This is a genomic window from Nocardioides panacisoli (assembly GCF_019448235.1).
GTDB classification, from domain to species: domain Bacteria; phylum Actinomycetota; class Actinomycetes; order Propionibacteriales; family Nocardioidaceae; genus Nocardioides; species Nocardioides panacisoli_A.
In genome coordinates this window covers 2,726,024-2,749,634 of sequence record NZ_CP080409.1, presented here as the reverse complement: position 1 = coordinate 2,749,634, position 23,611 = coordinate 2,726,024, and the positions used below count along the sequence as shown (strand labels likewise).

At 71.8% G+C, this 23,611-nt stretch carries 22 protein-coding genes; 12 read left to right on the top strand and 10 right to left on the bottom strand.

Going from position 1 to position 23,611, the window contains the following annotated elements:
* Positions 1-16: 16 nt before the first annotated feature.
* Complete coding sequence (locus KUV85_RS13290) at positions 17-1,522, bottom strand: CCA tRNA nucleotidyltransferase (protein WP_425299356.1); 1,506 nt, start codon at positions 1,520-1,522, stop codon at positions 17-19.
* A gap of 26 nt (positions 1,523-1,548) precedes the next feature.
* On the opposite strand from KUV85_RS13290, the gene KUV85_RS13285 reads away from it, so the two are divergent.
* The 7 genes from KUV85_RS13285 to trxA all read left to right on the top strand — a co-directional run bounded on the left by KUV85_RS13285 (position 1,549) and on the right by trxA (position 10,523).
* Positions 1,549-3,759 carry a DUF6049 family protein gene (locus tag KUV85_RS13285; RefSeq protein WP_219960371.1) on the top strand — a complete coding sequence of 737 codons (2,211 nt, stop codon included), beginning with the start codon at positions 1,549-1,551 and terminating at the stop codon, positions 3,757-3,759.
* Complete coding sequence (gene murJ, locus KUV85_RS13280) at positions 3,756-5,405, top strand: murein biosynthesis integral membrane protein MurJ (RefSeq protein ID WP_219960370.1); 1,650 nt, start codon at positions 3,756-3,758, stop codon at positions 5,403-5,405. The genes KUV85_RS13285 and murJ overlap by 4 nt, the downstream gene beginning before the upstream one ends.
* 32 nt (positions 5,406-5,437) lie before the next feature.
* Positions 5,438-7,534 carry a protein kinase family protein gene (locus KUV85_RS13275; RefSeq protein ID WP_219960369.1) on the top strand — a complete coding sequence of 699 codons (2,097 nt, stop codon included), beginning with the start codon at positions 5,438-5,440 and terminating at the stop codon, positions 7,532-7,534.
* Complete coding sequence (gene sigM / locus KUV85_RS13270) at positions 7,524-8,222, top strand: RNA polymerase sigma factor SigM (protein WP_219960368.1); 699 nt, start codon at positions 7,524-7,526, stop codon at positions 8,220-8,222. Before KUV85_RS13275 ends, sigM begins: the two co-directional genes overlap by 11 nt.
* 58 nt (positions 8,223-8,280) lie before the next feature.
* Positions 8,281-9,030 carry a hypothetical protein gene (locus tag KUV85_RS13265; RefSeq protein ID WP_219960367.1) on the top strand — a complete coding sequence of 250 codons (750 nt, stop codon included), beginning with the start codon at positions 8,281-8,283 and terminating at the stop codon, positions 9,028-9,030.
* A gap of 108 nt (positions 9,031-9,138) precedes the next feature.
* Positions 9,139-10,101: a thioredoxin-disulfide reductase gene (gene trxB / locus KUV85_RS13260; RefSeq protein WP_219960366.1), complete on the top strand. Its 963-nt coding sequence runs from the start codon at positions 9,139-9,141 to the stop codon at positions 10,099-10,101.
* 95 nt (positions 10,102-10,196) lie between these two features.
* Positions 10,197-10,523, top strand: coding sequence for a thioredoxin (trxA, locus tag KUV85_RS13255; RefSeq protein WP_273543988.1), 327 nt, complete (start codon positions 10,197-10,199; stop codon positions 10,521-10,523).
* A 25-nt stretch (positions 10,524-10,548) separates the two neighbouring features.
* Here trxA and KUV85_RS13250 read toward each other — a convergent pair whose 3' ends face one another.
* Complete coding sequence (locus KUV85_RS13250; protein WP_219960365.1) at positions 10,549-11,253, bottom strand: GNAT family N-acetyltransferase; 705 nt, start codon at positions 11,251-11,253, stop codon at positions 10,549-10,551.
* 64 nt (positions 11,254-11,317) lie between these two features.
* On the opposite strand from KUV85_RS13250, the gene KUV85_RS13245 reads away from it, so the two are divergent.
* Together KUV85_RS13245 and KUV85_RS13240 are read left to right on the top strand one after the other, a co-directional pair.
* Positions 11,318-12,541 (top strand): pyridoxal phosphate-dependent aminotransferase, encoded by a 1,224-nt coding sequence (locus tag KUV85_RS13245; RefSeq protein ID WP_273543987.1) that lies wholly within the window; start codon positions 11,318-11,320, stop codon positions 12,539-12,541.
* Between the two features lie 53 nt (positions 12,542-12,594).
* Positions 12,595-13,359: a lysophospholipid acyltransferase family protein gene (locus KUV85_RS13240; protein ID WP_219960363.1), complete on the top strand. Its 765-nt coding sequence runs from the start codon at positions 12,595-12,597 to the stop codon at positions 13,357-13,359.
* 285 nt (positions 13,360-13,644) lie between these two features.
* On the opposite strand, the gene KUV85_RS13235 is transcribed toward KUV85_RS13240, so the two are convergent.
* The 8 genes from KUV85_RS13235 to rpmH all read right to left on the bottom strand — a co-directional run bounded on the left by KUV85_RS13235 (position 13,645) and on the right by rpmH (position 18,968).
* Complete coding sequence (locus tag KUV85_RS13235; protein WP_219960362.1) at positions 13,645-14,670, bottom strand: ParB/RepB/Spo0J family partition protein; 1,026 nt, start codon at positions 14,668-14,670, stop codon at positions 13,645-13,647.
* Positions 14,667-15,743, bottom strand: a complete 1,077-nt coding sequence (locus tag KUV85_RS13230; protein WP_425299355.1) for a ParA family protein — start codon at positions 15,741-15,743, stop codon at positions 14,667-14,669. The genes KUV85_RS13235 and KUV85_RS13230 overlap by 4 nt, the downstream gene beginning before the upstream one ends.
* A 61-nt stretch (positions 15,744-15,804) precedes the next feature.
* Positions 15,805-16,524: a 16S rRNA (guanine(527)-N(7))-methyltransferase RsmG gene (gene rsmG / locus KUV85_RS13225; protein ID WP_219960361.1), complete on the bottom strand. Its 720-nt coding sequence runs from the start codon at positions 16,522-16,524 to the stop codon at positions 15,805-15,807.
* Between the two features lie 19 nt (positions 16,525-16,543).
* Positions 16,544-17,122, bottom strand: a complete 579-nt coding sequence (locus KUV85_RS13220) for a protein jag (RefSeq protein ID WP_425299354.1) — start codon at positions 17,120-17,122, stop codon at positions 16,544-16,546.
* The gene (yidC, locus tag KUV85_RS13215) at positions 17,119-18,147 is read right to left on the bottom strand and encodes a membrane protein insertase YidC (protein WP_219960360.1); all 1,029 of its coding nucleotides are present in this window, start codon (positions 18,145-18,147) and stop codon (positions 17,119-17,121) included. Before yidC ends, KUV85_RS13220 begins: the two co-directional genes overlap by 4 nt.
* A gap of 3 nt (positions 18,148-18,150) precedes the next feature.
* Positions 18,151-18,426: a membrane protein insertion efficiency factor YidD gene (gene yidD, locus KUV85_RS13210; protein WP_219960359.1), complete on the bottom strand. Its 276-nt coding sequence runs from the start codon at positions 18,424-18,426 to the stop codon at positions 18,151-18,153.
* Positions 18,426-18,788 (bottom strand): ribonuclease P protein component, encoded by a 363-nt coding sequence (gene rnpA / locus KUV85_RS13205; protein ID WP_219960358.1) that lies wholly within the window; start codon positions 18,786-18,788, stop codon positions 18,426-18,428. The genes yidD and rnpA overlap by 1 nt, the downstream gene beginning before the upstream one ends.
* 42 nt (positions 18,789-18,830) lie before the next feature.
* A complete protein-coding gene (rpmH, locus tag KUV85_RS13200) occupies positions 18,831-18,968 on the bottom strand; it encodes a 50S ribosomal protein L34 (protein WP_219960357.1) in 138 nt (45 codons plus the stop codon).
* A 605-nt stretch (positions 18,969-19,573) separates the two neighbouring features.
* On the opposite strand from rpmH, the gene dnaA reads away from it, so the two are divergent.
* The 3 genes from dnaA (at position 19,574) to gnd (ending at position 23,608) form a co-directional block, all read left to right on the top strand.
* Complete coding sequence (gene dnaA, locus KUV85_RS13195) at positions 19,574-21,100, top strand: chromosomal replication initiator protein DnaA (RefSeq protein ID WP_425299352.1); 1,527 nt, start codon at positions 19,574-19,576, stop codon at positions 21,098-21,100.
* A 397-nt stretch (positions 21,101-21,497) separates the two neighbouring features.
* Entirely contained in the window at positions 21,498-22,634 is a 1,137-nt protein-coding gene (gene dnaN, locus KUV85_RS13190; protein ID WP_219960356.1) for a DNA polymerase III subunit beta, read from the top strand.
* Positions 22,635-22,711: 77 nt separating this feature from the next.
* Entirely contained in the window at positions 22,712-23,608 is an 897-nt protein-coding gene (gene gnd, locus KUV85_RS13185) for a phosphogluconate dehydrogenase (NAD(+)-dependent, decarboxylating) (protein WP_219960355.1), read from the top strand.
* The last annotated feature ends 3 nt before the right edge of the window (positions 23,609-23,611 follow it).

The following is a 23,611-nucleotide window of genomic DNA, read 5'->3' as shown; positions in this document are numbered from 1 at the left end:
CCGCCGCGTACGACGCCTACTCCGCCTCCCGAGACGCCCACCAGTCCTTGAGGACCACGGTCGCCTCCGCCTCGGTCATCGGCCCCTCGTCGAGCCGCCGGTCCAGCAGGTACTGGTAGGCCTCGCCCACCACGCGGCCCGGCGCGATGCCGAGGATCTCCATGATCTGGTTGCCGTCGAGGTCGGGCCGGATCGCGGCGAGCTCCTCCTCCTCGCTGAGCCGCTCGATGCGCTCCTCGAGGTCGTCATAGGTACGCCGCAGCCGCGCCGCCTTGCGCTTGTTGCGGGTCGTGCAGTCGGCGCGGGTGAGCACGTGCAGCCGCACCAGCTGGTCGCCGGCGTCGCGCACGTAGCGGCGTACGGCGGAGTCGGTCCACTCCCCGGAGCCGTAGCCGTGGAATCGCAGGTGCAGCTCGACCAGCTTGGAGACCGCCTCGGTCTCCTCCTTGGAGAACCGCAGCGCCTTCATCCGCTTGCGGGTCAGCTTCGCGCCGACGACGTCGTGGTGGTGGAAGGTCACCGACCCGTCGTCCTGGAACCGCCGGGTGGCCGGCTTGCCCACGTCGTGCATCAGCGCCGCGAACCGCACCGTGAAGTCCGTGCCACCGAGCCGGTCCTCCTGCTCGATCGCCTGGTCCAGCACGATCAGCGAGTGCTCGTAGACGTCCTTGTGGCGGTGGTGCTCGTCGCGCTCGAGCTGCAGCGCCGGCAGCTCGGGCAGCACCCGGACGGCGAGACCGGTCTCGACCAGCAGTGTCAGCCCGAGCCGGGGGTACGGCGCGCAGATCAGCTTCACCAGCTCGTCACGGATCCGCTCGGCGGAGACGATGTCGATCCGCTCGGCCATCTCCCGCATCGCGCGGACGACGTCCTCGTCGACGCTGAACCCGAGCTGGGCGGCGAAGCGCGCCGCGCGCAGCATCCGCAGCGGGTCGTCGGAGAACGACGCCTCCGGGGTGCCGGGCGTGCGCAGCACCTTGTGCGCCAGGTCCATCACCCCGTCGAAGGGGTCGTCCAGGTCGCGGCCGGGGACCCGCACCGCCATCGCGTTGACCGTGAAGTCGCGGCGGCCGAGGTCGCCGGCGAGGGTGTCGCCGTACGCGACGGCCGGCTTGCGGGAGTCGGCGTCGTAGGCCTCCGAGCGGTACGTCGTCACCTCGACCACCCACGGGCCCTTGCGGCAGCCGATGGTGCCGAAGTCGCGGCCCATGTCCCACCAGGCCTCGCCCCAGGCGCGCAGGATCCGCTCGGTCTGCTCCGGCAGCGCCGAGGTGGCGAAGTCGAGGTCGTTGCTGCGGCGCCCCAGCATCGCGTCGCGCACCGGGCCGCCCACCAGCGCCAGCTCGTGGCCCGCCTCGGCGAAGCGCTCGCCGAGGTCGTCGATCACCGGCGCGATCCGGTCCAGCTCGGCGGCGACGGCCTGTTGCACGTCGACGAGGCGCAGCGGCTCGGCGGTGGATCCGGGGTCGGTCGAAGCGGAGGGCACGGGCGCGCATTCTACGGCCCGGGGGACACCGAGCATTCCCCTCCACGGCCTAGGGTTGGCACGTGCCCCGTCCGACCCTGCCCGCGCGCCTGTGTGCCGGGCTCCTCGCTGCCGCGATCGTGGCCGTCGGCGCGGGTGCGGGCGCCCCGGCTGCGGGGGTCTCGACAGGCTCGACCAACGGCGTCGGCACGGGGGTCTCGACAGGCTCGACCAACGCTGTCGGCTCGGCCAACGGCGTCGGCTCGACCAACGGTGTCGCCGCGGCCGAGGAGGACGAGCGGGGCGACCTGCGGATCACCATCGACGAGCTGACGCCGGGCGCGCTGCCCGAGAAAGGCGCGGTGCGGATCCGAGGCACCGTCACCAACCGCGGCGAGGAGACCTGGGAGGAGGTCCAGCTCTTCCCCTTCGCCGGCACCCGCACCCCGATGACCACCGCCGCCGAGCTCGAGGTCGCCGCGGCCACCTCGCCCACGGCGGTCGTCGGGCCCCGCATCACCGACGTGATCGACGCCATCGGCGACCTCGCTCCCGGGGAGAGCACGGCGTACGACCTCCGCGTGCCGCGGGACCTGATCGCGATCGACGAACCCGGCATCTACTGGTTCGGCGTCCACGCGCTCGGGCAGAGTGAGTCCTCCCCGCGCGACGCCGTCGCCGACGGCCGCGCCCGCACCTTCCTGCCGCACCTGCCCGACAACGAGGAGCCCGTGCCGACCTCGGTGGTCGTCCCGCTGCGCGAGCAGATCGACCACACCACCCGCGGTGCCGTCGCCCAGCGGGGCCGCTGGCTGCGCTCACTGGACGGTGGCACGCTCCGCAAGCTGGTGGACTTCGGCTCCGCGGCCGGCGGCCGGCCCGTCACCTGGCTGCTGGACCCCGCCCTGCTGGACACCGTCGAGCAGCTCCGCGTCGGCAACCCCACCCGCTCGGTCTCACCGACCATCCGGCAGCAGGACGAGGACGAGACCCAGCCCGACCCCGAGCCCGCCGACGACGCCACCGGCGACGACGAGCTCGCCCTCGCCGCCGAGGACTGGCTCGGCGACACCCGTACGGCGCTGCGCGGGTCCACGGTGCTGACCCTGCCCTACGGCGACCTCGACGTGGCGGCCGCTGCCGAGCACGCCCCGGACCTCTACGCCACCGCCCGCGCGCAGCAGGGAGCGGTGGCCGCCGAGTGGCAGCTGCGCACCAGTCCGGCGGTGGCCTCGCCCAGCGGCTACCTGGACCAGACCGGTCTCTCCCTGGTCGACGACAACCCGACGTTGCTGCTCACCGAGCGGATGTTCCCCACCGAGGAGTTCCCCACCGGTCCCCCGACCGTGGTGTCGGTGGACGGCCACCGGGCCGCGGTGACCTCCCACGCCGCCCAGTCCGGCGGCCCCGGGCCGGACCGGCGGCGCGACGCGGTCGCCCTTCGCCAGCGCCTGCTCAGCGAGGCCGCCGTCCGCGCGCTCGACACCGGCTCGACCGCACCGCAGCCGCTGGTCATGACCGTGCCACCGAGCATCAGCGGCGATGCCGAACAGTTCTGGGCCGAGCTCGACCAGCCGTGGTTGGACCTCACCACCGCCGAGGACGCCACCGAGGGCACCGCCACGCCGGTCGACCCCGAGCAGGTCTCCTACCCGCCGCGCCAGGTCAACCTGGAGCTCACCGGCGACGCCTTCGACGCCGCCGAGGACCTCGCCGCGGACGCCCCACTGCTGCAGGACATGCTGACCCTCAACGACACCATCAGCGACCGCCTCGTGCGCGAGATGCTGGCCGCGCTGGGCTACAGCCACCGCGACGACCAGCCCGACACCGTGTCGCGCCTGCGGGAGATCGGTGGCTGGACCGAACGCCGCCTCACCGGCGTCGACATCGTCGCGCCACCGGGCGTCACCCTGGCCAGCGGCACCGGTGACTTCGCCGTCACGCTGCGCAACAACCTCAAGCAACCGGTCACCGTCGGCATCCGCGGCAGCACCGACGGCGCCGCCATCGATCCGGTGGAGCCGGCCGTGGTGCCGCCCGAGAGCCACACCACGGTCTTCCTCAACGCCCGCGCCGAGGGCTCCAGCGTGCACAACCTGCCGCTGGAGCTGGTCACCGCCGACGGCACCGTGCTCGACGTCAGCGCCACGGTGCCGCTGCGGTCGGGCCAGGTCAGCGGCGTGATCTGGCTGGTACTGGGCACGGGGGCCGGGATCCTGGTGGTCGCCATCGCCCTGCGGCTGGTGCGCCGCGTCCGGCGGGCCGGCTCCGAGGGGGACGGCACGACGTGACCGAACGCAGCATCCTGGCCTCCAGCGCAGTGATGGCGGCCGGCACGATCTTCTCGCGTGCCAGCGGCCTGATCCGCTCCATGCTGCTCGCGGCTGCGCTGGGCCTGGGCCTGCACGCCGACATCTTCCAGGTCGCCAACACCGTCCCCAACATGCTCTACATCCTGCTCGCGGGCGGCGTGTTCAACGCCGTGCTGGTGCCGCAGCTGGTGCGGGCGATGAAGAACGACGCCGACGGCGGGGCGTCCTACGTCGACCGGATCATGACGCTCGCCATCTGCTTCCTCGGGGCCGTGACGATCCTGCTGGTCGTCGCGGCACCGTGGGTGATGGACCTGCTGCTCTCCAACCGGTACGACGACCCGGCGCTGGCCGAGCAGCGTGACTCCGCGATCGACTTCGCGCGCTTCTGCCTGCCGCAGGTCTTCTTCTACGGGATGTTCGTCCTGGTCGGGCAGGTGCTCAACGCCCGCGGCCGGTTCGGGCCGATGATGTGGGCGCCGATCGCCAACAACGTGATCGCCGTCGCCATCCTCGTGGTCTACCTCTTCGTCTTCGGCGCCGCGACGACCGAGGAGCAGACCGGGCCGTTCTCCACCTCCCAGGAGGCGCTGCTGGGGATCGGCTCCACGGTCGGGATCGTGGCGCAGTTCCTCATCCTGCTGCCCTACCTGCGCGCCGCCGGGATCTCGTTCCACCCCCGGTTCGACTTCCGCGACACCGGCCTGGGCCACACGCTGCGGCTGGGCGCCTGGACGCTCGGGTTCGTCCTGGTCAACCAGGCGGCGTACGTCGTCACGGTGCGGCTGGCCTCGGGCGGCACGGCCGAGGCGGCCGACGGCACCGGTCTGACGATCTACTCCGGCGCGATGATGGTGGTGATGGTGCCGCACTCGGTCATCACCGTCTCGCTCGCCACCGCGGTGCTGCCGCGGTTGTCCCGGCTGGCCGAGGCCGGCGACCACGCGGCGCTCGCCCGCACGCTGACCGACGCGATCCGGACCGCACTGGTGGTGATGGTGGCCTTCGCGGCACTGCTGCCGGTGGTCGCCGAGCCGGTCGCGCAGGTGGTGTGGGGCCGCGGCGCCGCGGCCGAGACCTACGTGCGTGCGGTGCCGGCGCTGACGATCTTCGGTGTCGCGTTCGTCTTCTTCACCCTGCACTACCTCACGCTGCGTGGCTTCTACGCCATGGAGCAGACCCGCACCGTCTTCTGGGTCCAGTGCATCATCGCGGCCTGCAACGTCTCGGTCGCGGTGGTGCTGGTCGGGCGGACCGCGCCCGAGCAGACCGCGGCGATGCTGGTGACCGCCTACGCGACGGCGTACGCCGTCGGCTCGATGGTCTCCTTCGGGCTGCTGTCGCGGCGGCTGGGCGAGTTCCGTGCCCGCGACCACGGGGCCTACCTGCTGCGGCTCGCGGCGTGCGCGGTCGTGGCCGCCGGCGTGGCCTGGCTGCTGTCGGGCCCGGTGGCCGACCTGCGGGCCGACCTGCCCGGGGCCGACACCTGGTGGTGGGGCGGCGTCGAGGCCGCCGCGCTGGGCGGTGTGGGGCTGGTGGCCTTCGTCGCGGTCGCCAAGCTGGTCGCGCTGCGCGAGCTGACGGTCGTCCTGGACGGCGTCACGGCACGCCTGAGGCGCGGCTGACCGTGTCTCGCCGCCCGACTAGAGTGACGAGCGTGGCGACATCGACACGGCCGGGCGACGTGCTGGCCGGCCGCTACCGGCTCGTCGACCTGCTGGCGGAGAGCGGTGGGGGCCGCTTCTGGCGCGCACAGGACACGATGCTGGAGCGCTATGTCGCGCTGCACGTGCTCGCCGAGGACGACCCGCGGGCCGAGGACCTGCTCGCCGCCGCCCGCGACTCGGCCACGTTCCACGACGCCCGGGTGCTGCGGGTCCTCGACGCCGCGACCACCGACGGGCTCTCCTACGTGGTCAACGAGTGGGGCACCGGCACCTCGCTGGACATCCTCCTCGCCCGCGGCGAGCCGCTCGGGCCGCGTCGCAGCAGCTGGCTGGTGGCGGAGGTGGCCAGCGCGATCGCGGTCGCCCACCACCACGGCGTCACCCACGGGCGGCTGAACCCCGAGAACGTGCTCATCGACCGGTTCGGCGCGGTCCGGATCATCGGGCTGGGCATGGACGCGGCACTGCACGGCATCCCCCGCGGGGACCGGGCGATGGACCGGTCCGACCTGGCCGGGCTGCTGCACTGCTGCCTGACCGGCACCTGGCCCGGTCCGTCGGACTCGCACGTGCCGGCGGCGCCGCGGGAGAACGGTTCGCCGCTGCCGCCGCGGCGGGTGCGCGCCGGCGTACCCCGGGCACTGGACGACATCTGGCGCGAGATCATGGTCAGCCCCCACCGGGGACGCGGCATCGTGCACCACCCGGTCGAGGTGGGGTCGGCGCACGCGATCCGCGACCGGCTGCTGGAGTTCATCGGCGACCCGGCCGGGCTGCCGCAGGCGCTGGCGTCCTCGATCCCGGCGATCAACGAGCTGCAGCCGGTCGACCTGCCCTCGGTCAGGGACCCGCGCCCGCGCGGCGAGGCCGACCGCGGGGCCCCGCCCGCCGAGCCTCCGACCACGGCGATCCCGACGCCGCCCGTGGAGCCGGAGCCCGCGGAGGCCGAGGCCACCGATGCGGCGAGCGCCGACGAGGAGCCCACGCAGCAGGTGCCGCTGCCCACCGACGACGCCGGGGACGACGGCGACCAGCAGACCCAGGAGACCGCAGCGGTGGCACCGCTCGGCCCCGGCGACCCCGGCGACCCCGACAACACCGGCGGCGCCGACCACACCCCGGACCCGGCGGACGACACCGCCGCCCGGGCGGCCGACCCCGACGAGGGCCTGCCGCCCAACGTGAGCGTCAGCGACCTCCCCACCGAGGCCGGCATGCCGGTCTTCGACGACGACACCGACGACGTCGACTGGTTCCGCGCGGCCAGCACGCCCCCGCCGCCGCCGCCGGAGCTGAAGGACCCCGAGCCGCCGCCGCTCTTCGCCCCCGACCCCGAGGAGGGGCAGCCCGTACGCCGTCCGCGCGAGGGCGTGAGCCAGCCCCGGCGCGCACAGTTCGACCCGACGCCGCCGTCCTCACCGGCGCCGCCGCCCCCGGCCAACCCGTGGGAGTCGGACTTCACCGACACCGCCGAGCAGCCCACCGTGCCGGGCCGCAACTGGTTCCGGCTCGCGATGGCGCTGGTGGCCGCGCTGCTGCTGCTCGTGGCGGTCGTCGTGGCCTTCAACCTCGGCCGCGGCCGCACCCCGCTGGGCGCCGAGCCCGACGACACCACGCCCACGCCGACGCCCACCGAGGCGCCGGCGGAGGTCACCGGCCTCACCGCCGTCGACTTCGACCCCTTCGGCAACCCGCCCGAGGAGCATCCCGACACCATCGACCGCACCGTCGACGGCGACGCCGGCACCACGTGGCGCACCATGACCTACCTGCAGCAGTTCGGGCCCGAGGGACTCAAGCCCGGCGTCGGCCTCGTCGTCGACCTGGGCGAGTCGGTCGAGGTCGCCGAGGTGGAGGTCACCGTGGTCGGCGGCGCCACCGACATGGAGCTCTACGTCGGCGACGACCCGCCGTCCGACGCGCCCCAGGGAGAGCCGGCCGCGACCGGCACGGCCGAGCAGTCGACGGTCATCCTCGAGCCCGAGGACGCGACCGGCCAGTACGCCCTGATCTGGCTCACCTCCCTCCCCGAGGTCCCGGGCGGGTTCCGCGGCGAGGTGGCGGAGGTCGTGGTCCGTGGCCGTTGATCGGGACCACCCCGCCGACCCCAGCGACGCCGACCTGCTCGCTGCCCACGTCGACGGGGACCCCGATGCCTTCGGCGTCCTCTTCGCCCGCCACCGCGACCGGCTCTGGGCGGTGGCGCTGCGCACCACCGGGCACCCCGAGACCGCGGCGGACGGCCTCCAGGACGGGCTCGTGGCGGCGTACCGGCGGGCCGGGTCGTTCCGCGGCGACGCCCGCGTGACCACGTGGCTGCACCGGGTCGTGGTCAACGCCTGCCTGGACCGGCTGCGCTCGGAGAGGGTGCGCGCCACGAGCACGTTGCCGGAGGAGACCGAGGCGGCGACGTACGCCGACCGCGCCGGCCGCGCCGGCGACGACACCGCCGATCCCGCCGACCGGGTGGCCGCCGAGGAGCGACGAGCCCGCGTGCTCGCGGCGCTCGCCGAGCTGCCCGTCGACCAGCGCGCCGCACTCGTGCTGGTCGACATGGAGGGCTACTCGGTCGCCGAGGTGGCCGAGATCCTCGAGTGCGCACCGGGCACGGTGAAGTCACGCTGCGCCCGTGGCCGCGCCCGGCTGGTCGAGCGGCTGCGGCCGCTGGTGACCGAGGAGACGTCCGCGCCGGAGGACCGCACCCGGAACCGACCGGACACCCCGGACGTCGGATCGGTGTCGGAACGTGGGCCTCCCGAGGGCCCGACCAACTGACCGACTGACCGGCTGACCTGCCGACCACCGACGACCGTGTTCGACCGATCGAGGACCCATGCCACCCGACTCCCCCACCCCGGAGGAGGAGGCGCGCCTGCGCCGCCTGTTGGCCGACGCGCGCGCCACCGAGCCGATGCCCGACGACGTCGCCCAGCGCCTCGACGCCACGCTGGCCGAGTTGGGCCGGGAACGTGACGCGGCCGCCGGGGGTGACGTCGTACCCCTCGCCCGGCGGAAGCGGCGGGCGATGGTGGGCCTGCTGGCGGCGGCGGCCGTGGTGGTGGTCGCCGGGGTCGGGGTCACCGAGGTGCTGCGCGACAACGGTGCCGGGGATGCGCAGACGGCGAGCGAGGCGGCGGAGGAACCCTCGGCGACCGCTGCGGACCGAAGCCGGCTCCAGGACGGCAGCGCGCTGGAGCAACAGGCTCCCGAGGGGGCGGACGACTCCGCCGCGGCTCCCGAGGAGTCCGCCAGCCAGCGTCGGGACCTGCCGGTCGAGGTGCGTGAGTCCCAGGGCCGTCCGCCGCGGGTGCGGATGCAGCGCCTGGAGCGTGACGCCCTGCGCGTGCGCCGCGACCTCCCCGGCCGCGGCTCGCAGCGGCCCGACACCGCGATCCTCTTCGCCCCGCAGGGGTTCACCTGCGAACCCGAGGCCTGGGGCGCCGGCGTGTTCGCCGCCGTGCGCTACGGCGCCCGCAACGCCGTCCTCGCCTACCGCGAGCCCTCCGAGCAGAACCAGGTGGTGGAGGTGCTGCAGTGCGGCACCGGCGCGGTGCTGCGTTCGGTGACGTTGGCCGCGCCGTAACCGGGGCGTCGTCCACGGGGGAATGGGCCGACCTACCATCGTGTTCACCACGACGTACCCGTCCAGGACGCCGCGGCGTCCCGTCCCGCCAGCCAGGAGCAGACCCGCATGACCGACACCGAACCGCGCAACGTCATCATCATCGGCTCGGGACCGGCCGGCTACACCGCCGCGCTCTACAACGCGCGCGCCTCACTGCAGCCGCTGATCTTCGAGGGCTCCGTCACCGCCGGTGGTGCGCTGATGAACACCACCGAGGTGGAGAACTACCCGGGCTTCCGCGACGGGATCATGGGCCCCGCGTTGATGGACGAGATGCGCGCCCAGGCCGAGCGCTTCGGTGCCGAGCTCATCGCCGACGACGTCGTCGAGGTCGAGCTGGACGGCGACCTGAAGGTCGTCAGGACCGCGACCGACACCTACACCGCCCACAGCGTGATCCTCGCCACCGGCTCCAGCTACCGCGCCCTGGGCCTGCCCAACGAGGCGACGCTGTCCGGCCGCGGCGTCTCCTACTGCGCGACGTGCGACGGCTTCTTCTTCCGCGAGCAGCACATCGCCGTCGTCGGTGGCGGCGACTCCGCGGTGGAGGAGGCGACGTTCCTCACCCGCTTCGGCTCCAAGGTCTCCCTCATCCACCGCCGCGACGAGCTGCGCGCCTCCAAGATCATGCAGGAGCGGGCCTTCGCCGACCCCAAGCTGGAGATCATCTGGAACGCCGAGGTGGCCTCGATCAACGGCGAGGAGTCGCTGGAGTCGCTCACGCTGCGTGACACCGTCACCGGCGCCGAGTCCGACCTGCCCGCGACGGGTCTGTTCATCGCGATCGGGCACGACCCCCGCTCGGAGCTCATCAAGGGCCAGGTGCACCTGGACGAGGACGGCTACGCACTGGTCGCCAACGACTCCACGGCGACCAACCTGCCCGGCGTGTTCGCCTGCGGCGACCTGGTCGACCACCGCTACCGCCAGGCGGTCACCGCCGCCGGCACCGGTTGCGCCGCCGCGCTGGACGCCGAGCGCTACCTAGCCGGCCGTGTCCACGAGGCCAGCGGCGCCGCTGTCAGCTGAGGAACAACTGTCCGTGCGGTGGTGTTGACTCGACATCCACCGCGGCGCCCGGCACACCCGGGCGTCCACCCCAGACCAAGAAGGGACGATCCACCGTGGGCAACATCGCAGCCGTGACCGACGCCGAGTTCGAGGCCGAGGTCCTCAAGTCCGACAAGCCCGTGCTCGTCGACTTCTGGGCCGAGTGGTGCGGCCCGTGCCGCCAGGTCGCCCCGATCCTGGAGGAGCTGGCCGGCGAGTTCGACCAGCAGATCACCTTCAAGAAGATGAACGTCGACGAGAACCCCGTGACCCCGGCCTCCTACCGGGTGACCGGCATCCCGACGATCAACGTCTACTCCGGCGGCGAGGTCGTGAAGACCATCGTCGGTGCGCGCCCCAAGGCCGCGCTGCTCGACGAGCTCAACGACGTCGTCAGCTGATCCCCGAGTCGGCGCGAACCCGGCTTCACGAGCGCGACCCGGTCCGCCGGGTCCCCGGGTTCGTGCCGACGCGACCCATCCGCTCCCCCACCCGCTGGCCCTCCGGCTGCGGCGTGGGGGCGGTCGCCGGGCGTACGACGCCGGCGAGCTTCTCCAACGCGGCCTCGACCCCGCTGCGCCACATCGCCAGGGTCCGCAGGTCCATCCGCATCCGCGGCGTCAGCGGGTGCGGTCGGTGCGTCTTGAACCCGGTGCGGGCGAGGAAGTCCGCCGGCAGCGCGCAGCTCAGGCCCCGTCCGGTCGTGGCGAAGGCCTCCACCGCCCGCACGTCTCCCCGTCCGGCGAGGTCGCGGGCCATGCCCTGCACCAGCAACCGCCCCAGCCCGCCCCGGCGGTGCGGCGGCAGCACGTGCGCAGTCGTCAGCACCACCGCGTCCGGTGAGACCGGTGCCGTCGGGAACCCCGCCGCTCCCGGCACGAACGACGCCGGCGCGTAGCCGATGTAGCCCACCGGTCGCCCGTCGACCAGCAGCACCCGCCCGCACGAGCCCCACTCGCGCAGCACCTCGCTCACCCACGACTCCTTCAGCCGCCGACAGGTGGCGGGATCGGTGGCGTCGCGGCGGCGTACCGGGTCCAGCTCCCAGAACAGGCACCCGGCACAGCGCAGTCCCTCGGCCTCGAGCGCGGCGAGCCGGTCGACCGTCAGCGGCACGGTGGTGCGGGACATGGGCAGCCTCCACCACCAGCCTACGGCGGAACTCGGTGTCGCGGGACGCTCGGCGGCTGCGAGAATGCGGCTCGTGCGCCAGATCCGTCAGAGCAAGAAGCTCCGCAACGTCCGCTACGACGTGCGCGGCCCCATCCTCGTGGAGGCGCAGCGCCTCGAGGCGGAGGGCCACCGCATCCTCAAGCTCAACATCGGCAACCCGGCACCGTTCGGGTTCGAGGCGCCAGAGGCGATCCTGGCCGACGTGACGCACCACCTGCACGAGTCGCAGGGCTACAGCGACTCCCAGGGCATCTACGAGGCGCGCACCGCGGTCGCGCAGTACTACCAGTCCAAGGGGCTGCGGGAGACCGACGTGCCCGACGTCTTCATCGGCAACGGCGTCTCCGAGCTGATCTCCATGGTGCTGCAGGCCTTCGTCGACGACGGCAACGAGATCTTGGTGCCCGCACCGGACTACCCGCTGTGGACCGGCGCGGTCACGCTGTCCGGCGGTGTCCCCGTGCACTACCGCTGCGACGAGGACAACGAGTGGATGCCCGACCTCGAGGACATCGAGGCCAAGATCACCGACCGGACCCAGGCGCTCGTCATCATCAACCCCAACAACCCCACCGGCGCGGTCTACAGCAAGGAGATGGTCGCCGCTCTCGTCGACATCGCCCGCCGCCACGAGCTGGTGGTCTTCGCCGACGAGATCTACGAGAAGATCCTCTTCGATGACGCGGTGCATCACCACGCCGCGGCCGCCGCGGGCTCGGACGTGCTCTGCCTGACCTTCAGCGGGCTGTCGAAGGCCTACCGCGTGTGCGGCTACCGCGCGGGGTGGGTCATGATCTCCGGTCCACGGGAGGCGGCCGCGGAGTTCATCGAGGGCCTGACGCTGATCGCCAACATGCGCATGTGCGCCAACGTCCCCGGCCAGCACGCCATCCAGACCGCCCTGGGCGGCTACCAGTCGATCAACGAGCTGATCGTGCCCGGCGGCAGGTTCTACGAGCAGTCGATGCTCGCGCACCGCCTGCTCAACGAGATCCCCGGCGTCACCTCGGTCAAGCCCCGCGGCGCGCTCTACTGCTTCCCGCGGCTGGACCCCGAGGTCTACCCGATCAAGAACGACCAGGACTTCGCACTGGAGCTGCTGCGCTCGAAGAAGCTGCTCGTCACCCACGGCACCGGGTTCAACTGGCCCGAGCCGGACCACTTCCGGCTCGTCACCCTGCCCGACGTGGAGGTGCTGGAGGAGGCGATCGGCAGGATCGCCGACTTCCTCGCCCAGCGGCGCTGACCCGGGCCGAGCCGCGCGGCCGCAGGTGGCGGCGTACGCCGTAGGCTCGCGCCATGGACATCACCTACCCGCTGGTCATCGCGGCGGCGAAGACCTGGTTCCGCGTTGCTGACTACGACATCCGGATGGAGAACACCGAGGTCATCCCCCGGACCGGCGGTGCCGTGCTCGCGGTCAACCACAACTCCCACCTCGACTTCGTCATCGCTGGCTACCCGGGCGTGGAGCAGAAGCGGTTGACGCGCTTCATGGCCAAGCGGGAGGTGTTCGACCACCCGATCGGTGGTCCCGCGATGCGCTCCTTCGGCCACATCAGCGTGGACCGCTCCTCCGGTGCGGCGTCGCTGCGCGCCGCGGCGGACGCCTGCCGGGCGGGCGAGCTGGTGGGGATCTACCCCGAGGCGACGATCTCCCGCTCGTTCGAGATCAAGCAGCTCAAGAGCGGCGCCGCCCGGATCGCCGCCATGGCCGGTGTCCCGCTCATCCCGATCACCCACTTCGGCGCCCACCGGATCCAGACCAAGGACCACGGGCGCGACTTCTCCCGACACAAGACCATCCTGATCAAGTGCGGCGAGCCGATGCACCCCACCGGTGAGGACCCGGCGGCCGAGACGGCCGAGCTGCACGAGCGGATGACGGCGCTGCTCGACGCCTGCATCACCGAGTACCCCGAGGAGGAGAAGCCCCCGGGCGCCTGGTGGGTCCCCGCGTCGTACGGCGGCTCCGCCCCCACGCTGGAGCAGGCCGAACGGCTCGACGTCGCCGAGAAGGCCGAGCGCGCCCGCCGCAAGGCCGCCAAGTCAGGCGACAAGTAGCCAGATCGACATATCGACACATGGTTTTGTCGACATGTCGACTCCGGTTTCCCGTGAAACGACGGGTCGATTCCACCGGTGTCGTCCGGGTCTCGACAGGCTCGACCAACGGCACCACAGCTCCCCCACCGGCGGTGTCGACGGGGTCGACCACCGGGGCCCACCTCGCCCACCGACGGTCTCGACAAGCTCCACCAACGGAGCGCATCCCGCATCGTCTTGGTGGTCGAGCCGCCCGCGAGGCACGAGCGGGCGAGTCGAGACCTCCCTCCCCGGGAGGACCGATCAGATCGGGCGGTCCTGCCGGTTGCGCGGGTCGATGAGGTCCACGATGCGTTGGAGGTCCTCCAGCGTCGCGAACTCGATGGCGATCTTGCCCTTGGACTTGCCCATCGAGACCTTGACGCGCGTCTCGAGCCGGTCCCCGAGCCGCTCGTCGAGCTCGGCGAGGCCAGGAGCCGTGGGTCGGGCGAAGGTGCGGCGCTGCGGCTGGTCCTCGGAGGAGTCACCGAGCGAGACGAGCTCCTCCAGCGCGCGGACGCTGATCCCCTCAGCGACGACCCGCTGCGCGAGCCGGTCCTGGGTGGCCGGATCCGGCGCACCCAGCAGTGCGCGGGCGTGACCGGCCGACAGCACGCCGGCAGCCACGCGGCGCTGCACCTCGGGACTGAGTCGGAGCAGCCGCAGCGTGTTGGTGATCTGCGGGCGCGACCGTCCGATGCGGTCGGCGAGCTCCTCGTGGGTGCAGTCGAAGTCCTCCAGCAGCTGCTGGTAGGCCGACGCCTCCTCCAGCGGGTTCAGGTTCGAGCGGTGCAGGTTCTCCAGGAGCGCGTCGCGCAGCATGTCGCTGTCGTCGGTGGCACGCACGATGGCCGGGATCCGCTCGAGCCCGGCCTCCTTCGCCGCACGCCAGCGGCGCTCACCCATGATGAGCTCGTAGTCGTCGCCGAGCGGGCGTACGACGATCGGCTGCAGCAGGCCGATCTCCCGCACCGAGTGCACGAGCTCGGCCATCGCCTCCTCGTCGAAGACCTCGCGGGGCTGCACCCGGTTGGGCGTGATGCGGTGCGGCTCGAGCTCGGTGAACCAGGCACCGTCGACGGCGACGAGGTCGGGCTGCTGCTCAGCAGCGGGCGCTCCCCCGCCCGCGGGCGCGGACGCGGGGTCGAGGGCGGGCACGTCCGGTGCGGTCGCGACCGGCGCGGCGCCCGGGCCACCTGCCGACTCCACCGCCTCGGCGTCCTCCGGGGGTGCGGTCGGGATCAGCGATCCGAGTCCCCGACCGAGTCCGCGGTTCTGCTTCTTGCTCACTGGCCCTCTCCTCGCCCGTCTCCGGCGGCCACGCTGGCGGCACCGGACTCCGGGACTGCCTTGCTCGCGATCTCGCGGGCCGCGTCGAGGTAGCTCAACGCCCCGGGTGATGCAGGATCGTAGGTCATCACGGTCTGCCCGTACGACGGCGCCTCCGAGACGCGCACCGAGCGCGGGATCGCGGTGCGCAGCACCTGGTCACCGAAGTGCTCCCGCACCTCCTCGGCGACACCCGAGGCGAGACGGGTCCGACCGTCGTACATGGTCAGCACGATGGTGCTGACGTCCAGGTCGGGATTGAGGTGTGCCTTGACCATCTCCACGGTGGAGAGCAGCTGACCGAGGCCCTCGAGGGCGTAGTACTCGGCCTGGATCGGGATCATCATCTCCTGTCCGGCCACGAGCGCGTTGAGCGTGAGGAGGCCGAGCGAGGGCGGGCAGTCGATGAGGACATAGTCGAAGCGGTCGGGGCCGGCCTCGGCCTCGGTGCCGACCTGCGGGTGGGCGGCGATGGCCTTCTTGAGGCGGTTCTCGCGCGCCACGACGCTGACCAGCTCGATCTCCGCGCCGGCGAGGTCGATCGTGGCCGGCACCACCGACAGGTTCACGGTCTCCTCGCTCTGCTGCATGACGTCGGCGAGCGCCGCCCCCTCCACCAGCAGCTCGTACGTCGACGGCACGCCCTGGTGGTGTGCCACGTCGAGCGCGGTGGACGCGTTGCCCTGCGGGTCGAGGTCGATGACCAGCACGCGCTGGCCGATCTGGGACAGCGCGGCCGCGATGTTCACCGTGGAGGTCGTCTTGCCGACGCCGCCCTTCTGGTTCGCGACGACGAAGACGCGCGTCGCCGCCGGTCGGGACACCGGCTCCTGCCCGCCGCTGCGGGCCAGCACCGTGTGGTGGGCCGCCTCCGCCAGCGGGGTCTGCCGGTCGAACTGCGTGGCGCCGGGACGATTGTCGAAGTCCCCGGCGGTCGGCGGCCGGTAGCCACCGGTTTCACGTGAAACGTCCTCACCGGCGGTTTCACGTGAAACGCCACTGCCGTCGCCGGCAGCATCGATCTCGTGGCTCACGGATGTCCTCCTCGCGCGCCCCGAGGGGGCGCTGACGCTGGTACTTGGGGGAAGTGGTGGTTCAGCGGCGGCGGCGCGGCGTCCGCCGGCCGGATCGTGACCGCCGGGACGAGCCACCCGATGCGGGATACGGTACTCGTTCGGGATCGGCCCAGTGGACACGCACCAGGCGGGTCGGCTCGACTCCGTCGACGCCGACGCCCAACTCCTCCACGGTCGCCGGCGCGCAGCCCAGCTTGGCCAGCGCGGCGGCGGCTTCGGTCACCTCGTCCGCCGCCGAGGAGCCCTTCATGGCGAGCAGTGCTCCGTGCGGGGCGACCAGCGGCATGCACCAGCCGGCGAGTCGCCCGAGAGGTGCGACCGCCCGCGCGGTGACCACGTCGTAGCGCGCGTCGCGCTGTTCCTCCGCCCGCCCGCGGCGTACCTCGACGTGGTCGAGGCCGAGTTCGGCGACCACCTCCTCGAGGAAGGTGGTGCGCCGCAGCAACGACTCGATGAGGGTGAGGCGGAGGTCCGGGCGCGCGAGGCCGAGGACGATCCCGGGCAGCCCGGCACCGGATCCGATGTCGGCGACCGTGGAGTCGCGGGGGAGGGCCTCGGCCAGGACGGCGCAGTTCAGCAGGTGTCGCTGCCACAGGCGGGGCACCTCGCGCGGGCCGATCAGCCCCCGTTCGGCGCCGACGGTCGCCAGGAGCTCGGCGTACCGTTCGACCGCGGGCCAGCGATCGGCGGGGAAGAGCTGACGGGCCTCGGCCGGCGGGGCACCGGCGGCGTGTTTCACGTGAAACGCAGCAGGAGGATCAGTCCGAGGCGGGCAGCACGACGACGTAGCGCCGCGGCTCCACACCCTCGGACTCCGAGACGAGGCCCGCCTCGGCGACCGCGTCGTGCACGATCTTGCGCTCGAACGGCGTCATCGGCTCCAGCGAGGCGCGCTCGCCCGACTCCTTGACCTGCTCGGCGGTCTCGCGGCCCAGCGCCGTGAGCCGATCGCGCTTCTCGGCGCGGAACCCGGAGATGTCGAGCATGAGGCGCGACCGCTCGCCGGTCTCGCGGTAGACGGCAAGCCGGGTCAGCTCCTGGAGCGCCTCGAGGACCTTCCCGTCGCGTCCGACGAGCTGGGTCAGGTCGGCCCCCACGATGGAGACGGCCGCGCGGTCCGCTTCGACGTCGATGTCGAGGTCACCGTCGAGGTCGGCGATGTCGAGGAGCTCCTCGAGGTAGTCGGCGGCGATGTCGCCCTCGTTCTCCAGCTGGTTCACCTGCGGGGAACCCGCGTCCTGCGGCGTGGACCCGGCCTCGGCGGTCTGGTCCACGGGCTGGTCGACGACCTGGTCGTCGGTGCGGTCCTCGGTCGTCACGTCGAGCTCGGCGTTCACTTCTTGCCTCCCGTTGAGCGGTCTTGGTTCCCCTTGCGCTCCGCACGCGTCTTGCGCTGCGGCTGCTGACGCTGCGCCGGCCGGCGGTCAGTCGTCTCGGGGGTGTCGCCGTTGTCGGCGGTGGGGGAGTCGTCCTCGACGAGCTCGCCCTTCTTCCTGGCCTTCTCCTTGTCCCGCTGCTCCTTGGCCTTCGCGGCCTCCGTGCCGGGCGCGGGGTTGTTGCGGATCACGTAGAACTGCTGACCCATGGTCCACAGGTTCGAGGTGGTCCAGTACAGGACCACACCGAGGGGGAACGCGACGCCGGTGATGCCGAAGATGAACGGCAGCACGTAGAGCAGCATCTTCTGCTGCTGGGCGTAGGGGCCCGACAACGCGTCGGCGGGCATGTTCTTGCTCATCAGCTGCTTCTGGGTGAAGAACGTCGTGGCGATCATCGCGACCACCAGCACCGTGGCGACGGCCATCACCGACCAGTTGGGGGAGTCGCCGCCGGGCAGCGAGCCCCAGAACGTCGCCGACACCGGGATGCCGCCGGGGAGCTCGGACAGGCCGAACTGGCGGGCGCGGTCCTCGGTGAGGATGCCGTGCGCCTTGCCGGTCCAGGTGCCGTCGGCGTCCTGGCGGGCCGCACCCTGCAGCAGCCGGAACAGCGCGAAGAAGATCGGCATCTGGAACAGGATCGGCAGGCAGGAGGCGAACGGGTTGGTGCCCGTCTCCTTGTAGAGCTTCATGCTCTCTTCGGCGAACTTCTGCCGGTCGTGGCCGTACTTCTTCTGCAGCTCCTTCACCTTGGGCTGGATGAGCTGCATGTTGCGGCTGGACTTGATCTGCTTCACGAACAGCGGGATCAGCATCGCGCGAATGACGATGGTGAGGCCGACGATGGACAGCATCCACGAGGCGCCGCCCGCGGGGTCCAGGCCGATCGCGGTGAACAGCTCGTGCCACCCCACCAGGATCACCGAGATCAGGTAGTACAGCGGCGTCATGATGAAGTCGCCGATGGAGGCGAGAGCGTCCACGAGTCAGGCTCCTTGTTCGATCGGTGCCGGCTCACCATCACGCGAGCGGGCGGGGGGAACGTGGTCGACCCCACCGGGGGACCAGGGGTGGCAGCGCAGCAGGCGACGTCCGGCGAGCCAGGACCCGCGGAGCGCGCCGTGGGTCTGCAGCGCGTCGAGGGCGTACTGCGAGCAGCTGGGGTAGTAGCGGCAGACCGGACCCAACATCGGGCTGATCAGCAGGCGGTAGAGACGTACCAGGCCCACGAGCAGCCAGCGGACGGGGTTCGGTCGGGCCATCAGGACGCTCCGGCGGCGGACCGCTGGGTGGCCGCGGCCAGTGAGCGGTCGAGGTCGGCGGCCAGGTCGGCGTACGTCGCCCTCGCGGCGGGGGGCTTCGCCCGCAGCACCACGAGTGAGCCGGTCGGCACCCGGGACCAGTCCGCGGCCATCGCGTGCCGCAGGCGGCGCTTGACCCGGTTGCGGACCACGGCGTTGCCCACGGCCTTGCTCACCGCCAGGCCCATCCGGGCCGCGGAGTCGTCCTGCGCGTCACCGGACAGGACATGGGCGACCAACGTCGACGACCCGGCGCGACCCCCGCGCCGGGTGGCGCGACGGAAGTCGGCCGGGTCGGTGAGACGGTGCGCCGAAGGGAGCACGGCGCTACACCTGCTGGCTCTGCGTCACGGTGTCCCGCGACCTCAGACCGTCAGGCTCTTGCGGCCCTTCCGGCGCCGGCTGTTGACGATCGACCGGCCGGCACGCGTGCGCATGCGCAGTCGGAAACCGTGCACCTTGTGGCGACGACGGTTGTTGGGCTGGTAGGTCCGCTTGCTCACGATCGGCCTCTCCGTGCAGGGTTGGAAGTTCCAGGGTCAGCGGCATCCAGGTGTTCGGCTCGAGCACGCTGCTCGTTCGGCTGGCACCGCGCACCCACGCTCGCCCGCTCACGGGCAGGCGATCATGGACATGCGGCGCCGGTCGACACCAGATGACCGCACAACGGTACGCGCGCGGCGTGAGGGGGGTCAAACCCGCGCCAGCCAACCGCAGCAACTTACACGCCTGTAGTTCACTCCCACAACCGCCCGGTGTGAAAAAACCACCGGCGAACCTGTGGACAGCAGTTGCCAATGAGCGCGGCGGAGGTTTAGGTTCGGCCAATCCGGGTTTCCCCGCCGCTCCGGCACACTGGGTTCCCACATCCTCGCGAACGTCACGTTCCCGAGCCAGGAGATGGCCGCTGACCTGCGACGATGCGGTCGGTTCCCGGTTCCACGGACGGGCTCGGGCCAGCACTCACCACCCGTGAGGCACGCTGACATCCACACCCTGTGGACAAAGCTGTGGAGGTGTCCGTGATCCAGACCACACGCCGACCGGTGTGGTGCGTGCTGTGTCACCGCGGGCACGCCGACCAACCGACTGCATGTGAGAGGGATCTGTGACGGGCACGCGCGAGGACGCCGACGGGCACGAGCACGAGAACGGGGCCGATCCCGACACCACGCGGTTGGCCGCCGCCTGGTCCCGGGTCGTCCACGAGCTCCCCGCACACCAGCGGGCCTGGCTCCAGGCGTCGCGTCCGGTGACGATGCACGGCACCACCGCCATCGTCGCGGTCCCTGACGACTTCACCCGCAAGCGTCTCGAGGGCCGCCTCCGTGGCGAGCTGGAGGCCACGCTCACCCAGGCGTGGGGAGCGGCCGTGCAGTTGGCGGTCACCGTCGACCCCACCCTGGAGCACCAGCCGTTCACCGAACCGGCATCCGCTGCAGCGCCCACGGATGGTGATTTGTCGACAAGTCGCCACGGCGACATGTCGGCACCGCTTCCCGAGCCCGTCACACCGGCCCCCAGCGAGCCCCGGCAGCTCGACTTCACCGACCCCGACCCGGTGCACACCGCCGCCACCGCCCCCGCGCCGCCGGGCGAAACGCGGCTGAACCCGAAGTACACCTTCGAGTCCTTCGTCATCGGCTCCTCCAACCGGTTCCCCCACGCGGCCGCGGTCGCCGTGGCCGAGGCGCCGGGGAAGTCCTACAACCCGCTGCTGGTCTACGGGGAGTCCGGACTGGGCAAGACCCACCTGCTCCACGCGATCGGTCACTACGTCCGGAGCCTGTACGCCGGCACGAAGGTGCGCTACGTGAGCTCGGAGGAGTTCACCAACGAGTTCATCAACGCGATCCGCGACGACCGGCAGGACCGGTTCAAGCGCAAGTACCGCGACGTGGACGTGCTCCTCATCGACGACATCCAGTTCCTGGAGGGCAAGACCCAGACCCAGGAGGAGTTCTTCCACACCTTCAACACGCTCCACAACGGCGGCAAGCAGATCGTGCTGACCTCGGACCGCGCACCGAAGGCGCTCGACGCGTTGGAGGACCGACTCCGCAGCCGGTTCGAGTGGGGGCTCATCACCGACGTGCAGCCGCCGGACCTGGAGACGCGCATCGCGATCCTGCGCAAGAAGGCCGCGATGGACCGGCTCACCGCGCCGCCGGACGTGCTGGAGTTCATCGGCTCCAAGATCCACACCAACATCCGCGAGCTCGAGGGTGCGCTGATCCGCGTGACGGCGTTCGCCAACCTCAACCGGCAGGACGTCGACATGACGCTCGCCGAGATCGTGCTCAAGGACCTCATCCCCGAGGGCGGCGAGCCCGAGATCACCGCGCCGCTGATCATCGCCCAGACGGCCGGCTACTTCGACGTCACCATCGAGGACCTCACCGGTCCCAGCCGCGGGCGCCACCTGGTCATGGCCCGCCAGATCGCGATGTACCTGTGCCGCGAGCTCACCGAGCTGTCGCTGCCCAAGATCGGCGCACAGTTCGGCAACCGCGACCACACGACGGTGATGTACGCCGAGCGCAAGATCAACCAGCTCCTCGGCGAGCGGCGCGCGGTGTTCAACCAGGTCAGTGAGCTCACCAACCGGGTGAAGCTCCAGGCCCGCCAGCACTGATCCCACCCACGACGACCACGGACTCGGGCATGCAGACGTCGACCAGCTCCCCAGCGGTTGTGGACCACGCACGCGAATTGCTGGAACTACACGGGGAGGATTCGGTGCACCAAGGACCCTCGGCGTCCACACCGTCCTCGGGGTCCACGGCCGTCACCAGGTTTTCCTCAGGTCGTCCACACCCGCCTGTGCGGTCGAATTCACGGTGTGACCTGCACCGACCGTGGTTGTCCACAGATTCCACAGAACCTGTGACCACTCCGGAATTCCAATTGGATCCTCGGACGGTCAACTCGTTCCGGGCCTCCCACCTGTGGATTTCCCCCACGCGTGGCAGGATGAGCGCCCCTGACTCCGCTGTCTTGCGCACTGTTGTCATTCATCACCGAGGAGCACCGTGAAGTTCCGTGTCGAACGCGACGTATTCGCTGACGCCGTCGCCTGGGCCGCCCGCAGCCTCCCGCTGCGCCCCAGCGCCCCGGTCCTGGCCGGTCTCCTGATCGAGACCGACGACTCCGGCCTGGTGCTCTCGACCTTCGACTACGAGACCTCCGCCCGCGCCGAGGTCGCCGCCGAGGTCAGCGACGAGGGCAGCGCCCTGGTCAGCGGCCGGCTTCTCGCCGACATCTGCAAGAGCCTGCCGGCCAAGCCGATCGACCTCACGCTCGAGGGCGCCCGGGTCTCGCTCACCTGCGGCTCGGCCCGCTTCTCGCTGCAGACGATGCCGGTCGAGGACTACCCCTCGCTCCCGGAGATGCCCGAGGCGACCGGCACCGTGTCCAGCGGTCGGTTCGCCAAGGCCGTCTCGCAGGCCGTCACCGCGGCCGGACGCGACGACATGCTGCCGGTGCTGACCGGCGTACGCATCGAGATCGAGGGCGACACGATCGCCCTGCTCGCCACCGACCGGTTCCGCCTCGCCCAGCGCGAGCTGTCGTGGAATCCCGGCACGCCCGACACCTCGCTCGCCGCGCTGGTGCCGGCGAAGGTCCTCGGTGAGACCGCCAAGTCGCTCACCGACGGCCAGGAGGTCACCATCGCGCTGTCGACCTCCGGGTCCGGCGAGGGGCTGATCGGTTTCGAGGGCAAGGGCATCGGCGGCGTACGCCGCACCACGACCCGGCTGCTGGACGGGGAGTTCCCCAAGGTCCGCAGCCTCTTCCCCAACGAGCGGCTGACCGTCGCCACCATCGCCAAGGAGGACCTGGTGTCCTCGCTCAAGCGCGTGTCGCTGGTCGCCGAACGCAACACTGCGGTCCAGCTGCGCTTCGCCGACGGCGGCCTCACCCTGGACGCCGGCTCGGGCGAGGACGCCCAGGCCACCGAGTCGGTGCCGGCCGAGATCACCGGCGACGACCTGACGACCGGGTTCAACCCCGCTTTCCTGCTCGACGGCCTCGGCGCCATCGACGAGGACACCGTCGAGCTGGCCTTCACCCAGGCCTCCAAGCCCGTGGTGATCTCCGGGGTCGGTGCCGACGACGGCGCCGACATGTTCCGCTACCTGCTGATGCCGCGCCGCCTGCTGAGCTGACCGGCCGTCGTGGGGGATCCCTGCGACCGGCCCGCACCACCGCACGCCACCCGCACCTCGGTGAAAGGAACCCCACCATGCACCTCGGTCTCGTCGGCCTCGGCAAGATGGGCGGCAACATGCGCACCCGCCTGCGCGATCGCGGCCACACCGTCATCGGCTACGACACCGATCCCGACGTCAGCGACGTCGGGAGCATCGAGGAGATGGTGGCCGCACTGCCCGAGGACGCCCCGCGCGTGGTGTGGTCGATGGTGCCGCACGGCGAGCCCACCCATGCCACGGTCCGCGCGCTGGCGGACCTGCTCGGTGGCGGCGACGTGGTCGTCGACGGCGGCAACTCGCGATGGACCGACGACGCGGTCCACGCCGAGGTGCTCGCCGAGCAGGGCGTCGGCTTCGTCGACTGCGGCGTGTCCGGCGGCGTGTGGGGACTGGAGTTCGGCTACGCGCTGATGTGCGGGGGTGCCCACGACGACGTCGCCAAGGTCCAGCCGATCTTCGACGCGCTCAAGCCCGACGAGAAGGGCTTCGTCCACGCCGGCTCCAAGCCGGGCGCGGGCCACTTCGCCAAGATGGTCCACAACGGCATCGAGTACGCGATCATGCAGTCCTACGCCGAGGGCTGGGAGCTGCTGGAGAAGGTCGACATCGTCGACAACGTCCCCGAGGTCTTCGACTCCTGGCGCGAGGGCACCGTCATCCGGTCCTGGCTGCTGGACCTGTTCACCGAGGCGATCCAGGCCGACGAGCACCTGGACTCCCTCGACGGCTGGGCCAACGACTCCGGTGAGGGCCGCTGGACCGTCGAGGCCGGCATCGACAACGCCGTCCCGCTGCCGGCCATCTCGGCCGCGCTCTTCGCCCGGTTCGTCTCCCGCCAGGAGGACAGCCCCGCGATGAAGGCGATCGCGGCGATGCGCAACCAGTTCGGCGGGCACGCGGTCCGGCGCACGGAGCCCGGAGCGGACTGAGAC

Bases quoted from the DNA above. Each gene is read 5' to 3' on its own strand.
- KUV85_RS13290 (WP_425299356.1), bottom strand. From the start codon at position 1,522: ATGCTCGGTGTCCCCCGGGCCGTAGAATGCGCGCCCGTGCCCTCCGCT.
- KUV85_RS13265 (WP_219960367.1), top strand. From the start codon at position 8,281: ATGCCACCCGACTCCCCCACCCCGGAGGAGGAGGCGCGCCTGCGCCGC.
- trxB (WP_219960366.1), top strand. From the start codon at position 9,139: ATGACCGACACCGAACCGCGCAACGTCATCATCATCGGCTCGGGACCG.
- KUV85_RS13250 (WP_219960365.1), bottom strand. From the start codon at position 11,253: ATGTCCCGCACCACCGTGCCGCTGACGGTCGACCGGCTCGCCGCGCTC.
- KUV85_RS13245 (WP_273543987.1), top strand. From the start codon at position 11,318: ATGCGGCTCGTGCGCCAGATCCGTCAGAGCAAGAAGCTCCGCAACGTC.
- KUV85_RS13240 (WP_219960363.1), top strand. From the start codon at position 12,595: ATGGACATCACCTACCCGCTGGTCATCGCGGCGGCGAAGACCTGGTTC.
- yidD (WP_219960359.1), bottom strand. From the start codon at position 18,426: ATGGCCCGACCGAACCCCGTCCGCTGGCTGCTCGTGGGCCTGGTACGT.
- gnd (WP_219960355.1), top strand. From the start codon at position 22,712: ATGCACCTCGGTCTCGTCGGCCTCGGCAAGATGGGCGGCAACATGCGC.